Annotated in this window: 9 protein-coding genes; 2 read left to right on the forward strand and 7 right to left on the reverse strand. The window is 70.5% G+C overall.

Annotated elements, in window-relative coordinates; translation table 11 throughout:
* Positions 1–176: 176 nt before the first annotated feature.
* Together PJ985_RS13460 and polA are read right to left on the reverse strand one after the other, a co-directional pair.
* The gene (locus PJ985_RS13460; protein WP_333909851.1) at positions 177–1,838 is read right to left on the reverse strand and encodes a lytic transglycosylase domain-containing protein; all 1,662 of its coding nucleotides are present in this window, start codon (positions 1,836–1,838) and stop codon (positions 177–179) included.
* 87 nt (positions 1,839–1,925) lie between these two features.
* Entirely contained in the window at positions 1,926–4,598 is a 2,673-nt protein-coding gene (gene polA / locus PJ985_RS13465; protein ID WP_271684045.1) for a DNA polymerase I, read from the reverse strand.
* 145 nt (positions 4,599–4,743) lie between these two features.
* On the opposite strand from polA, the gene PJ985_RS13470 reads away from it, so the two are divergent.
* A complete protein-coding gene (locus PJ985_RS13470) occupies positions 4,744–7,014 on the forward strand; it encodes an FdhF/YdeP family oxidoreductase (RefSeq protein WP_271683948.1) in 2,271 nt (756 codons plus the stop codon).
* Positions 7,015–7,088: 74 nt separating this feature from the next.
* Entirely contained in the window at positions 7,089–7,550 is a 462-nt protein-coding gene (locus PJ985_RS13475) for a PaaI family thioesterase (RefSeq protein WP_271683949.1), read from the forward strand.
* Positions 7,551–7,605: 55 nt separating this feature from the next.
* On the opposite strand, the gene PJ985_RS13480 is transcribed toward PJ985_RS13475, so the two are convergent.
* The 5 genes from PJ985_RS13480 to PJ985_RS13500 form a co-directional block, all read right to left on the reverse strand.
* Positions 7,606–8,382 (reverse strand): ABC transporter ATP-binding protein, encoded by a 777-nt coding sequence (locus PJ985_RS13480; protein ID WP_271683950.1) that lies wholly within the window; start codon positions 8,380–8,382, stop codon positions 7,606–7,608.
* A complete protein-coding gene (locus tag PJ985_RS13485) occupies positions 8,379–9,281 on the reverse strand; it encodes an ABC transporter ATP-binding protein (protein WP_271683951.1) in 903 nt (300 codons plus the stop codon). The genes PJ985_RS13480 and PJ985_RS13485 overlap by 4 nt, the downstream gene beginning before the upstream one ends.
* The gene (locus PJ985_RS13490) at positions 9,278–10,633 is read right to left on the reverse strand and encodes a branched-chain amino acid ABC transporter permease (protein ID WP_271683952.1); all 1,356 of its coding nucleotides are present in this window, start codon (positions 10,631–10,633) and stop codon (positions 9,278–9,280) included. Before PJ985_RS13490 ends, PJ985_RS13485 begins: the two co-directional genes overlap by 4 nt.
* A complete protein-coding gene (locus tag PJ985_RS13495) occupies positions 10,630–11,553 on the reverse strand; it encodes a branched-chain amino acid ABC transporter permease (protein ID WP_271683953.1) in 924 nt (307 codons plus the stop codon). Before PJ985_RS13495 ends, PJ985_RS13490 begins: the two co-directional genes overlap by 4 nt.
* Before the next feature lie 139 nt (positions 11,554–11,692).
* Entirely contained in the window at positions 11,693–12,850 is a 1,158-nt protein-coding gene (locus PJ985_RS13500) for a branched-chain amino acid ABC transporter substrate-binding protein (protein WP_271683954.1), read from the reverse strand.
* Positions 12,851–13,174: the final 324 nt, after the last annotated feature.

Below are 13,174 nucleotides of genomic sequence, written 5' to 3' on the forward strand. Positions count from 1 at the left end.
CGTCTTATAGCATACGGGGGGTTCGGAGCCGGGTCAATGCGCGCTTCCCCCCAGCACCAACCCAATCCACCCAAACCGGGCAACAGCCGGCACGTGCCTCATGTCTCCTGGCCGCCCGAGAGCCCCGCGTACCTGCGTCCGCGGAGCCCTCGAGGGCTGGAGGCGCTGCTCAGCCCTCAGCCGGTGCGCCGGGACAGCACGGCCGCACCGGAAGCCGAATCCTTCTCGTCCTCCGGCGCGTCCCCGGTGCTGCCCTTCTCCTCGCTCTCACCCTCGTCCGGGTCGTCCGGGTCGTCCGGGTCCGGACAGACCTCGCCCGGCTCCTCCCCCTCATCCCCTGCCTCCTCGTCCCCTGCCTCCTCGTCCCCGGCTGCGCCGGAGCTGCTGCCGGCGGACGGTGAGGGCGAAGCGGTGGCAGAAGGCGTGGACGACGGCGAGGGGGATCCCGACGGGGTCGGGTCCGGCGACTCGCTCGGGCCGGGTGTCCCACTCGGCTCCGGCTCGGGCTCCACCGGGCAGTCCGGAGGCGTCGGCGAGGGCTCGGGCTCCGTCGGCTCCGGGCTGGGCTCCGTCGGCGAGGGCTCGGGCTCCGTCGGCTCCGGGCTGGGCTCCGTCGGCGAGGGCTCGGGCTCCGTCGGCTCCGGAGTGGGTGTGGGAGAGGGCGCCGGGGCGCTGGGCGTGGGGGCGGGGCTGGGGGTGGGCTTCGGGGCGCCCGGCTCGGACCGGCCGGGTCCGGGCCGCGTGGGGGTGGGCTCCGCCGGCACCGCCCCGGGGGAACGGCCCCGGTCCCGGTCCGGACCGCCCGCCGGGTCCTGGTCCGCCCGGTCCCGGTGTCCGGGCTTCTCCCCGGCCTGGACGCTGTCCCTGCTTCGGTCCTTGCTGCTGTCCTTGCCGTTCCTGTCCGCCTGGTGCCCGCCGCCGGTGCCGCTGCCTGCCCCCGGGCTGCCGGGCAGCTGCCCGGTGCCGTCCGGCACCTCATGGCTGCTCTTGCGGTAGTAGTCCAGCCAGGCCGTCACCGTCCGCACGTACTCGCGCGACGGGTTGTAGCTCAGCAGGGCCCGGTCGAGGTCGCCGGCCCGGGAGAGGTCACGGCCGGCGGCACAGAGGTAGTTGCCTGCGGCCAGCGTGGCGTCGTAGACGTTGTTGGGGTCCTTCTTCCCGTCCCCGTTGCCGTCCGCGCCCCACACCGCCCAGGTGGACGGGATGAACTGCATCGGTCCCACGGCCCGGTCGAAGGTCCGGTCCCCGTCCCAGCGGCCCCCGTCGGTGTCCTTGATCAGGGCGAACCCGTTGCCGTCCAGCGCGGGGCCGAGAATCGGCCGGTGGGTGGTCCCGTTCCCGTCCACCGCCCCACCCCGGGCGTGCCCCGACTCCACCTTGCCGATGGCCGCCAGCAGCTCCCACTCCAGATTGCACCCCGGGGTCGACTGCGCGAGCGCCGCCTCGGCCTTGCGGTAGGCGTCGAGCACCGTGGCGGGTATGCCGGCCTCGGCCGGGCCCGTGACGACGTCCGATCCGCCCTCCGCCGGCTCACCGGGACCGTCCTCGGCCGGGTCCTGCCCGGTGTCCAGCGGCGGCAGCTCGGTGTGGTGGGGGCGGTCAGGCGGAGTCGGCTCCTGCCGGGCGACGGACTCCCGGGCGTCCCGCTGTCCCGAGGGATCGCCGGCCACCAGCTCGGAAGCCTGCGAGGCAGTGAGCGCCGCCATCGCCACTGCGGCGACCGCGGACCCTGAGATTCCCCTGCGAACCCTGCCTCGACGCAATGCCACCTGCGCGCTCCCCTTCGTCAGCCGCCCGGTGCCGCCGATGGCTTCAACCGGCGGCAGCTTGGAAGACATTACGACACGTCAGGGTTCCGCAGAAGGCTGATCGGCGCTTCCTCACCCTCCCCGCCGGATCTCCGCCGAACATTCACCGGGCAGGCGTCAGTGGGCGGCGGTCTCCCAGCTGTCGCCGGAGCCGACCGACACATCCAACGGCGCGCGCAACGACACCGCCCCGGCCATTTCGCGGCGCACCAGTTCCTCGACCCGTGGCCGCTCCCCGGGTGCGACCTCCAGCACGATCTCGTCATGCACCTGGAGCAGCAGGCGGGTGGAGAGCTGCTCCCTGCGCAGGGCCTCGTCCACCCGCAGCATCGCCAGCTTCACGATGTCCGCGGCGGTGCCCTGGATGGGCGCGTTCAGGGCCATCCGCTCGGCCATTTCGCGGCGCTGACGGTTCGAGCTGGTGAGGTCGGGGAGATACCGGCGGCGGCCCAGCATCGTCTGGGTGTAACCGAGGGAGCCGGCCTCGACCACGACCCGGCGCAGGTAGTCCCGCACCCCGCCGAAGCGCTCGAAGTAGGTGTCCATCAGCTTGCGCGCCTCGTCAGGGGTGACCGACAGCTGCTGGGAGAGCCCGAACGCCGAGAGACCGTAGGCCAGCCCGTAACTCATCGCCTTGGTCTTCCGCCGCATCTCCGGGTCGACCTGCTCACGGTGCACCCCGAAGACCTGGGAGGCGACCGTGTCGTGCAGGTCCTCACCGGAGGTGAAGGCCTCGAGCAGCCCGGCGTCCTCGGACAGGTGGGCCATGACTCGCAGCTCGATCTGGCTGTAGTCGGCGGTCATCAGCGACTCGAAGCCCTCACCGACGACGAAGCCGCGCCGGATCGCCCGCCCCTCGTCGGTGCGCACCGGGATGTTCTGCAGATTGGGGTCGGTGGAGGACAGCCGGCCGGTGGCGGCGACCGTCTGCTGGAAGGTGGTGTGGATCCGCCCGCCGGTCGCAATCGTCTTGATGAGCCCTTCGACCGTGCTGCGCAGCCTGGCCTGCTCGCGGTGGCGCAGCATGATGACCGGCAGGTCGTGCTCGGTCTGCCCCGCCAGCCAGGCCAGCGCGTCGGCGTCCGTGGTGAACCCCGTCTTGGTCTTCTTCGTTCTCGGCAGGCCCAGCTCGTTGAAGAGGACTTCCTGCAGTTGCTTGGGGGAACCGAGGTTGAACTCGTGCCCCACCGAGGCGTGCGCCTCCTTGACCGCCTGCTGGACGGCTGCGGCGAACTGCTGTTCCAGCCCTTCCAGCCAGCCGCGGTCGGCAGCGATACCGGCCCGCTCCATCCGGGCCAGCAGCGCCGAGACGGGCAGCTCGATGTCGCGCAGCAGATCCGACGCGCCCACGTCCGCCAGCCGGCCCTCGAACGCCTCCCCGAGGTCGAGGACCGTGCGGGCCTCGGCCATCAGGGCATCGGCCTCGGCCGCTTCGGACTCCTCGTCCACCCCGAGGGTCAGCTGGCCGCCGGGGTCGGCGGCCGTGGGGAGCTCGCGGCCCAGGAACTCCACGCTCAGCCCTTCCAGGGCGAACGAGCGGCGCCCGGGCTGCACCAGGTACGCGGCCAGCGCGGTGTCCATGGTCACGCCGTCGACGGTCCAGCCGTGCTCGGCGAAGACCCGCATGGCACCCTTCGCGCCGTGCAGCGTCTTCGGTCGGGCCGGGTCGGCCACCCAGGCGGCGAACGCCTGCTCGTCGTCGGAGTCCAGCCGGGAGGGGTCGAACCACACGGCGGGCCCTTCGCCGGTGGCCAGCGCGAGGGACTGCACACTCCCGGAGCCCAGCGCCCAGGTGTCACGGCAGGCCAGGCCCAGCGGCCCGTTGCCGTGCTCGGCGAGCCAGGGTGTCAGGGCACCCGGGGCCAGCACCACTCCCTCGACGCGCACCCCTTCCGCCGGGGCCGCGGCCTCCTCGGCGGCGGAGCCGGGGTCGACCGCGAACAGCCGGTCCCGCAGGCTCTGGTTCCGGAACTCCAGCGTGTCCAGCAGCCCGGCCAGTGCCTCCCGGTCGTAGGCGGCCCGCTCCAGGTCCGCGGGGCCGGCCTCCAGGTCCATGTCCCGCACCATCTCGGTCAGCACCCGGTTGAGGCGGACCGACTCCAGGTGGTCGCGGAGGTTCTGTCCGGCTTTGCCCTTGACCTCATCGGCCCGGGAGAGCAGTTCCTCCAGCGTGCCGAACTGGTTGAGCCACTTCGCTGCGGTCTTCTCCCCGACGCCGGGGATCCCGGGAAGGTTGTCCGAGGGGTCCCCCCGGAGCGCGGCGAAGTCGGGGTACCGCTCGGGCGAGAGGCCGTACTTCTCGGTGACCTTCTCCGGGGTGAAGCGGGTCAGCTCCGAGACGCCTTTCGTCGGGTAGAGCACGGTCACCCGGTCACTCACCAACTGGAAGGAGTCCCGGTCACCGGTGACGATCAGCACCTCGAAGCCCTCGGCAGCCGCCCGGGTGGCCAGGGTGGCGATCACATCGTCCGCCTCGAACCCGTCGACCGCGAAACGCCGCACGTTCATCGCGTCCAGCAGCTCGCCCAGCCGCTCGACCTGCCCCTTGAACTCGTCAGGGGTCTTGGAACGCGTGGCCTTGTAGTCGGAGAAGCGCTCCGAACGCCAGGTCTTGCGCGAGACGTCGAAGGCGACCGCCAGGTGGGTGGGAGCCTCGTCGCGCAAAGTGTTCACCAGCATGGAGGTGAAGCCGTAGACGGCGTTGGTCGTCTGGCCCCCCGCGGTGGTGAAGTTCTCCGCGGGCAGTGCGAAGAAGGCCCGGTAGGCCAGGGAGTGCCCGTCGAGCAGCATCAGGCGGGGCGCGGTCGTCGTCTTCGGTGCGTTGTCAGCCACGGGGCGATCCTTTCACGGACCTCCGACAGTCCGGCTCGTGCCGTGGCAGGGCGCCCCGTGCGACGATGCCAGGAGTGCCGTGCACCCGAAGGAGTACCGCCCCATGCCGAGCAAACCGCCTTCCGGGGACCCCGTGCAGGACGCCCCCGAGGTCTCCGGGCCCCAGCACGCCGCGGCCGGGCCGGCCGCCGTCGGCCACACCCTGCGCATGGTCCGCGAGCAGATGGGCGTCACCCGCGCCGCGCGCACCCTCCTGCGGGTCAACCAGCCCGACGGCTTCGACTGTCCCGGCTGCGCGTGGCCCGAGCCCGGCAAGCCGCACACCGCGGAGTTCTGCGAGAACGGCGCCAAGGCGGTCGCCGAGGAAGCCACCCGGCTGCGGGTGACCCCCGCCTTCTTCGAGGAGCACCCGCTGCCGGACCTGGCCGGCCGCTCCGGATACTGGCTGGGCCGGCAGGGCCGTCTCACCCACCCCATGTACCTGGCCGAGGGCGACGACCACTACCGGCCGATCGGCTGGTCCGCGGCACTGGACCTGATCGCCGAGGAGCTGCGGAGCCTGTCCGGCCCCGACGAGGCGGTCTTCTACACCTCCGGGCGCACGTCCAACGAGGCCGCTTTCCTGTACCAGCTGTTCGCACGCGAGTTCGGCACCAACAACCTGCCCGACTGCTCCAACATGTGTCACGAGTCCTCCGGATCGGCCCTGACCGAGACCCTCGGCGTCGGCAAGGGCAGCGTGCTCCTGGAGGACCTCCACCGGGCGGATCTGATCATCGTCGCCGGGCAGAACCCCGGCACCAACCACCCGCGCATGCTCAGCGCCCTGGAACGGGCCAAGCAGTCCGGGGCGAGGATCATCACGGTCAACCCGCTCCCCGAGGCGGGCATGGAGCGGTTCAAGAACCCGCAGACGGCCCGCGGCCTCGCCGGCGGCGGCACCGCCCTGACCGATCTCTTCCTGCAGATCCGGCTCGGCGGCGACCAGGCCCTCTTCCGGATGCTCAACAAGCTCCTCATCGACACCCCGGGCGCCGTCGACGAGGACTTCGTCCGCGACCACACCCTCGGCTACGAGACTCTCGCGGACGCCGCCCGTGCCACCGGCTGGGACGAGACCCTGCGCGCCACCGGCCTGGACCGCGAGGCGATCGAGCAGGCCCTGGCGATGATCCTGGCCTCGGAGCGGACCATCGTCTGCTGGGCCATGGGCCTCACACAGCACAAGCACGCCGTGCCCACCGTCAAGGAAGTGGTCAACTTCCTCCTGCTGCGCGGCAACATCGGCCGCCCCGGCGCCGGAGTATGTCCCGTCCGGGGCCACAGCAACGTGCAGGGTGACCGCACCATGGGCATCTTCGAACGGCCGGCCGCCGCCTTCCTCGACGCCCTGGGGGCGGAGTTCGGCTTCGACCCGCCGCGCGAGCACGGGCTCGACACCGTCCGCTCCATCCGCGCCCTGCGCGACGGCCGGGTGAAGGTCTTCTTCGCCATGGGAGGCAACTTCGTCGCGGCCTCCCCCGACACCGCCGTGACCGAGGACGCCATGCGCCGGGCCCGGCTCACCGTCCACGTCTCCACCAAGCTCAACCGCTCGCACTGCGTCACCGGCACCCGCGCCCTCATCCTGCCGACCCTCGGCCGCACCGAACGCGACACCCAGGCGAGCGGCGACCAGGTGGTCACCGTCGAGGACTCCATGGGCATGGTGCACGCCTCGCGCGGGCGCCTGGCACCGGCCGACCCCGGCCTGCTCTCCGAGACCGCCATCGTCTGCCGCCTCGCCCGCCGCGTGCTCCCGGCCTCGCGCACCCCCTGGGAGCAGTTCGAACGGGACTACGCCACCATCCGCGACCGGATCGCCCGGGTCATCCCCGGCTTCGAGGACTTCAACCACCGCATCACCGCCCCCGGCGGATTCGCCCTGCCGCATGCCCCGCGCGACAGCCGGAGCTTCCCCACCCCCAGCGGCAGGGCCCACTTCACCGCCGCCCCCGTGGAACACCCCCATGTGCCCGAGGGCCGGCTGCTGCTGCAGACGCTGCGCTCCCACGACCAGTACAACACCACCGTGTACGGGCTCGACGACCGCTACCGAGGCATCAAGGGCGGCCGCCGGGTCGTCCTCGTGCACCCCGAGGACGCCCGGGCTCTCGGGTTCGCCGACGGCGCCTACGCGGACCTCACCAGCGAGTGGACGGACGGCACGACGCGCACCGCCCCCGGATTCCGCGTCGTCCACTACCCCACCGCCCGTGGCTGCGCCGCCGCCTACTTTCCCGAAGCCAACGTCCTCGTCCCGCTCGACGCGACCGCCGATACCAGCAACACCCCCGCCGGCAAGTCCGTGGTGATCCGCCTCACGCCCGCCTGAGCACCGGTGGCCACCCGGCCGGTGATAGGAACGGTGTCATCCTCCCGACTGAGCACGATCGGAGCCGGAGCCTCATGGGCGAGCAGGCCAGCACGCATTTCCCGCAGGAGATCCTCGACCAGTGGTCCGGGCTCGGCATCGACCTGCCCGCGCTGTTCTCCGCGGGGAACCTGGGCACCAGGATGGGCCTGCGGGTCCTGCACGCCGCCCCCGACAAGGTGACCGGCACCCTGCCCGTCGAGGGCAACACCCAGCCCTACGGCCTGCTGCACGGCGGTGCCTCCGCCGTCCTGGCCGAGACCCTGGGGTCCATCGGCGCCATGCTGCACGGCGGCCCCGGCAAGCTGGCCGTCGGGGTCGATCTCAACTGCACCCATCACCGGGGGCTGCGTTCCGGTCTCATCACCGGCACCGCCACCCCCCTGCACACCGGCCGCACCTCCGCGACCTACGACATCACCATCACGGACGACAACGACCGCCGCGTCTGCACCGCCCGCCTCACCTGCGCCCTCCGCGAGAACCAGCCCGGCTGAACCCCGCAGGTCCTGCGTGGCGGGGCCCCCGTGCCGAAGCACGGGGGCCCACGCGTCACTCCGCCTCGACATGCTCCCCGAGGTACGCCGCCCTGATCCGCGGATCCGACAGCAGCGACGACGCAGCGTCCGACATCACCACCGAACCGGTCTCCAGCACATAGCCGCGGTTCGCCAGCTGCAGGGCCTGAGAGGCGTTCTGTTCGACCAGCAGCAGCGTCGTCCCCTGCTCGTTGACCTCGCGGAGGATCTCGAAGATCTGCTGCACGATCAGCGGCGCCAGCCCCATCGACGGCTCGTCCAGCAGCAGCAGCTCCGGTTTGCCCATCAGGGCACGGCCGATCGCCAGCATCTGCTGCTCACCGCCGGACAGCGTCCCGGCGATCTGCTTGCGGCGCTCCGCGAGCACCGGGAACAGGGTGAACACCCGCTCCACGTCCGCCGGATCGGGGCGCCGCAGCCGGTAGGCCCCCATGTGGAGGTTCTCCAGGATGGTCATCCGGGCGAACACCCGGCGCCCCTCCGGCACGTGACCGAGCCCGAACTGCACGAGCTCGTGCGACTTGATGCCGTCGATGCGCTCGCCGTGCAGCAGCACCTGACCGGTGTTCGGCGTCAGCATCCCCGACACCGTCTTCAGGGTCGTGGACTTCCCGGCGCCGTTGGCCCCGAGCAGTGCCACCACTTCACCCCGGCCCACCGTGAGATCGATGCCCTTGAGCGCCTCGATCGCCCCGTACGACACCCGGAGGTCCCTCAGCTCCAGCAGCGCCGGTTCCCCGCCCGCCACAACGGCGCCGGCCGGCTCCTTCTCCACCTGCGGCGCGCTCATGCCCGCTCCTCCCGCTCCCGGTGTTCGGCCTGTACCGCGGCCGCTTCCTCCACCGCCGCGGAGTCCTCCTCGGGCGACGCCCCCAGATATGCCTCGATGACGGCAGGTTCCCGCTGCACCTGGGCCGGTGTGCCCTCGGCAATCTTCTGACCGAAGTTCAGCACCACCACCCGGTGGGCCACCGACATCACCAGCCGCATGTCGTGCTCGATCAGCAGCACGCTGACACCGAGGTCCTCGTTGATCCGCCGGATCAGCTCCTCCAGGTCGTGCTTCTCCGTCGGGTTGGTGCCCGCCGCCGGCTCGTCCAGCAGCAGCAGCTCCGGCGCGGTCGCCAGCCCTCGGGCGATCTCCAGCCGCCGCTGCTCGCCATAGCTCAGCGAAGCGGCCAGCTCGTTCAGCCGGTGCTCCAGCCCGACGAACGCGAGCACCTCGTGCGCCCTGCGGTCGCTCTCCCGCTCGTCCCGCCGGGCGTTCGGCAGCCCCAGCATGATCGAGACGGCGTCCGTCTTCTGCCGGGTCTCCACCGCGATCTTGACGTTCTCCAGAGCGGTCAGCGCGCCGAAGAGCCGGATGTTCTGGAAGGTGCGGGCCAGCCCCAGCCTGCTCACCACGTGCGGTTTGCGGCCCCGCAGCTCGTGTTCGCCCCCGGCCCGGGGCCGGAACGTGATGGTGCCCTCCTGCGGCACATAGGCCCCGGTCAGCGAGTTGAACAGTGAGGTCTTGCCCGCACCGTTCGGGCCGATGATGGCCAGGATCTCACCGCGCCGCATGCGCAGGGCGATCCGGTCGAGACTGGTCAGCCCGCCGAACCGGAGGGTCACCCCCGAGGTCTCCAGCACATGCTCGTCCGCCGTGGCCGGCGGCTCTCCGCCGGTCTGCTGCATTTCGGTCGTCATGCCTGCTTACCTCCCGGCTGCGAACCGGTTCCGTCGCCCTCGACGATCCCTTCCTCCGCCAGCCGCAGCTCGCGCTGCCGGCGCTTGGACGGCAGCATGCCCTGGGGCCGGTAAATCATCATGATCACCAGCAGTGCTCCGAGGTACATGTACCGGTCCTCCTCGCTCACCATGCCGCGCAGCCGCTCCGGCAGCCACAGCAGCAGGGCCGACCCGACCAGCACGCCGGGGATGGATCCCATACCGCCGAAGATCACATAGGACAGGACCAGGACGGACGTCAGGATGATGAACAGCTCGGAACCGATGTGACCGAGCGCGCTCACGTACACCACGCCCGCCACCCCGGAGGTCGAGGCGCCGATGGCGAAGGCCAGCAGCTTCATCCGGACCGTGTTGATGCCGGTGGCCGCGGCGGCCACCTCGTCCTCCCGGATCGCGGTCCAGGCACGTCCCACCCGGGAGTGCTCCAGCCGCAGGAACAGGAAGACCACCAGGCAGATGCTGGCCACGAGGAAGTAGTAGTACGGCTTGTTGTCGAGGCCGAACTCGTACTGCCAGAAACTCAGCGATATCTCGAACCCGTCGACCACCGCGCCCGAGGAACCGTTGGTGACCGCGGTCCAGTTCTTCGCCGTCAGGTAGACGATCTCGTGGAAGCCCAGGGTCACGATCGCCAGGTAGTCACCCCGCAGCCGCAGAGTAGGCGCTCCCAGGAGCACCCCGGCGACCAGACAGGCGACGATCGCGAGCGGGATGACGAGGAAGTTGTTGAGCTCCACGGGAGGCTGCACCGGCAGCGCTCCCGTCCAGAATGCCGCCGAGTAGGCGCCGATCGCGAAGAACGCGATGAAGCCGAGGTCGAGCATGCCGGCCCAGCCGACGACCACGTTGAGCCCGATCGCCAGCAGCATGAAGATGGCGATCTTGTGCACCATCACGGTCTGCCAGTGATTGGACACCAGGAAGGGCACCGCCAGCACGAAGACCAGCAGCACCGCGAGCGCGCCGTACCGCAGCCGGGCGTCCGACTCCCAGGTGCGGCGCACGACGCCCACCGGTCGCCCGGCCGCCGACCGGGTACTGCCCCAGACGGTGCGCGCCTGCTCGTGGGCGAACTCCCGCACCACCCAGATCAGCAGGGCGAGCGCGAGCCAGACCCAGATGGCCACACCCGTGAAGTTCTCCCGCAGCGCGTGGAAGATGTCGCGGCGGCTGGGATCCGCCCCCGTCACCTGCGCCAGGACCACCGCGGTCGCCAGGAGCGCCACCAGGCGCTTGAACCGCGGCTGCTGGTACCAGGCGACCTTGCGCAGCATCGCAGCCCGCTGAATCGAAGTCTGTGTACTCATGCCGTCCTCGCAACCCGCTCACCGAGGATGCCGGTGGGCCGGAACATGAGCACCAGCACCAGCACCGCGAACGCCCCGACGTACCGCCAGGCATCACCCCAGATCTCCACGGTGAACGCCTCCACCAGGCCGAGCACGAGCCCGCCCAGCATCGCCCCGCGGACGTTTCCGATCCCGCCGAGGACCGCCGCGGCGAACGCCGTGATGCCCGGCAGGAAGCCCATCGTGAACCACACCTGCACGTAGGTTCCGTAGAGGAACCCCGCCGCACCGCCCAGCACACCGCCGATGATGAACGTGCGGGACACGACCTTGTCGATGTTCACGCCCATCAGGGAGGCGACCTCGGGATCCTGCGCCACCGCACGGATGCCCGAACCGAGCTTGGTGCGGTTCACCACGTAGTCGACGCCGACCAGCATGACCACGGCCGAGACCACGATGAGGAGTTCGGTCACCCGGACCCGCGTGTCGAAGACGGTGAACAGCACCTTGTTCTCGTACATGCTCGGCATCCGCGAATGGTTCCGCCCGAAGATCTTCCCCACCAGGTTGTAGAGGAAGAACGAGGCACCGATCGCGGCGATCAGATAGACGAGCCGTGGAGCGTTGCGTTTACGCAGGGGCCGGTAGGCCACTTTCTCCAGGAAGTAGGCCAGCACACCGCCGAGCAGCGCGCCGGCGGTCAGGCCGAGAAGCACGTATCCGGCCGACTGCATACCCGACGGGGCGGCGACCGGAACCACGATGGTGAGGATGATCAGTCCGCCGAAGCCACCGATCATGAACACTTCGCTGTGTGCGAAGTTCAGCAACTGGAGCACACCGTAGACGAGCGTGTATCCAATCGCGATCACGGCGTACAGCGAGCCGAGAATCAGACCCAGGACAGATACGTCCCAGACATCATTGATGGACATCGAGCAGTCTTCCTTGTGGGAACAGGCCGCCGCGGTGCGCGATCCGCGTTCACCGGAGCAGGGCGACAGGTAGGCATGGGGCGGGGCGCGGAATCACCGCGCCCCGCCGATGGTGCACCGAACGTGCCCGGACTTGGTGTCAGCCCGTGGTCAGGTCCTCAACGCTGCCCAGGTAGTCGAAGCCCTCGCCCTCGGCCTCGTAGAGGAAGATCGTCTGGTTGGTGAACTCCCCCTGCTCGTCGAAGGCGAAGGTCTTCGTCAGACCCTCGTACTCGTTGGCGACCAGGTGGTCGTAGAGCGCGCCGCTCTCCGCGTCGTCGCCCAGCGCCGCGATGGCCGCGATGATCATCGAGGTCACGTCGTAGGACTCGGCCGAGTACACGCCCGGGGCCTGGCTGTACTTGTCCTCGAACCGCTCGGCGAAGCCCTGGGTGGCCTCGTCGTCCTCGGCAGAGGTGCAGGGGCAGGTGAAGAACCAGTTGGCGGCCGAGGATCCGGCCAGGTCCAGGAACTCCCCGTCCATCACGCCGTCACCGGCCAGCTGGATACCCTCGAAGCCCTGCTCCTCCAGCTTCACCGCGAAGGGGCCGGCGTCGGAGTAGTAGCCCGCGTAGATCAGGGCGTCCGCGTCCTCCGTGACCACGTTGCGGGCCGCGCTGGTGTAGTCCGGCGTCTCGTTCGGCACGCTCTGCCGCACGACCTCCAGACCCGCGTCCTCCAGACCCTCCTGGGCCACGTCCGCGAGACCCACACCGTAGGGCTGGGTGTCGTCGATCACGACGACCTTTTCCACCCCGGCCTGCGCCGCGAGGTAGGCCGCCATACCGGCGCCCTGGGCGCTGTCGTTGGGCACCGCGCGCAGGAACGTCGGCCAGCCCTGCTGCGTCAGGTCGGCCCGGGTGGCGGAGGAGGTGACCGCCGGAATGCCCGCCTGCCCGTAGCGCGGTGCGGCGACGGCCGCCGCTCCCGAGAAGGCCGGGCCCACGACCGCGATGACGTCCTCGTCATCGATCACGAGCTGGGCGGCCGAGCTGGCTTCGCCCTCCTCGCCCCGGTCGTCACTGCGCATGTACTCCAGGGTGAACTCGTAGTCACCGGATTCGTTCGCCTCATCGATGGCGAGCTCGACGGCATTTCCCATGTTCTCGCCCAGAGCCGCGTTCGGCCCCGACAGCGGTCCCTGAAAAGCGATCTTGTAAGTTGGACCGTCGGCCCCGTTGCCGCCGCCACCGCCGTCGTCACTGCCACAGGCAGTGAGAGCGAGTGCGCCGACAGCGATGGGTATCGCGAGTCTCATGATTGTCTTGTTGAGCACTTCGTAAACCCCCTGGAGCGAGCCCAGTTCTTTGCGTCACCGCACAGGACTCGTGCTCGGACGGACACGGGTGCGGCGTGCAGCGGAATCTATTGCCCTCCGAGCTGCGCAGATAGACGCCTGGGCCAAGTGTGATGGCCTCGTAACCTGGGTCACGCTCCGGAAACAGAACGTGCTGGACCGCTGGCCGAACGCCTCCACGCCCTCAAGCAGCCGCCGCACGCGTCCGCTGCGGCGTTCCCCGCGCCCCGCTGATTCCCGTCGGCCGGCTGTCCGGAAGGCCCGTCCGGGCGGGTCAGGGAGGAC

Source organism: Streptomyces sp. ACA25, assembly GCF_028200735.1.
Classification (GTDB): domain Bacteria; phylum Actinomycetota; class Actinomycetes; order Streptomycetales; family Streptomycetaceae; genus Streptomyces.

Bases quoted from the DNA above. Each gene is read 5' to 3' on its own strand.
- PJ985_RS13460 (WP_333909851.1), bottom strand. From the start codon at position 1,838: ATGTCTTCCAAGCTGCCGCCGGTTGAAGCCATCGGCGGCACCGGGCGG.
- polA (WP_271684045.1), bottom strand. From the start codon at position 4,598: ATGCTGCTCGACGGGCACTCCCTGGCCTACCGGGCCTTCTTCGCACTG.
- PJ985_RS13470 (WP_271683948.1), top strand. From the start codon at position 4,744: ATGCCGAGCAAACCGCCTTCCGGGGACCCCGTGCAGGACGCCCCCGAG.
- PJ985_RS13475 (WP_271683949.1), top strand. From the start codon at position 7,089: ATGGGCGAGCAGGCCAGCACGCATTTCCCGCAGGAGATCCTCGACCAG.
- PJ985_RS13480 (WP_271683950.1), bottom strand. From the start codon at position 8,382: ATGAGCGCGCCGCAGGTGGAGAAGGAGCCGGCCGGCGCCGTTGTGGCG.
- PJ985_RS13485 (WP_271683951.1), bottom strand. From the start codon at position 9,281: ATGACGACCGAAATGCAGCAGACCGGCGGAGAGCCGCCGGCCACGGCG.
- PJ985_RS13490 (WP_271683952.1), bottom strand. From the start codon at position 10,633: ATGAGTACACAGACTTCGATTCAGCGGGCTGCGATGCTGCGCAAGGTC.
- PJ985_RS13495 (WP_271683953.1), bottom strand. From the start codon at position 11,553: ATGTCCATCAATGATGTCTGGGACGTATCTGTCCTGGGTCTGATTCTC.
- PJ985_RS13500 (WP_271683954.1), bottom strand. From the start codon at position 12,850: ATGAGACTCGCGATACCCATCGCTGTCGGCGCACTCGCTCTCACTGCC.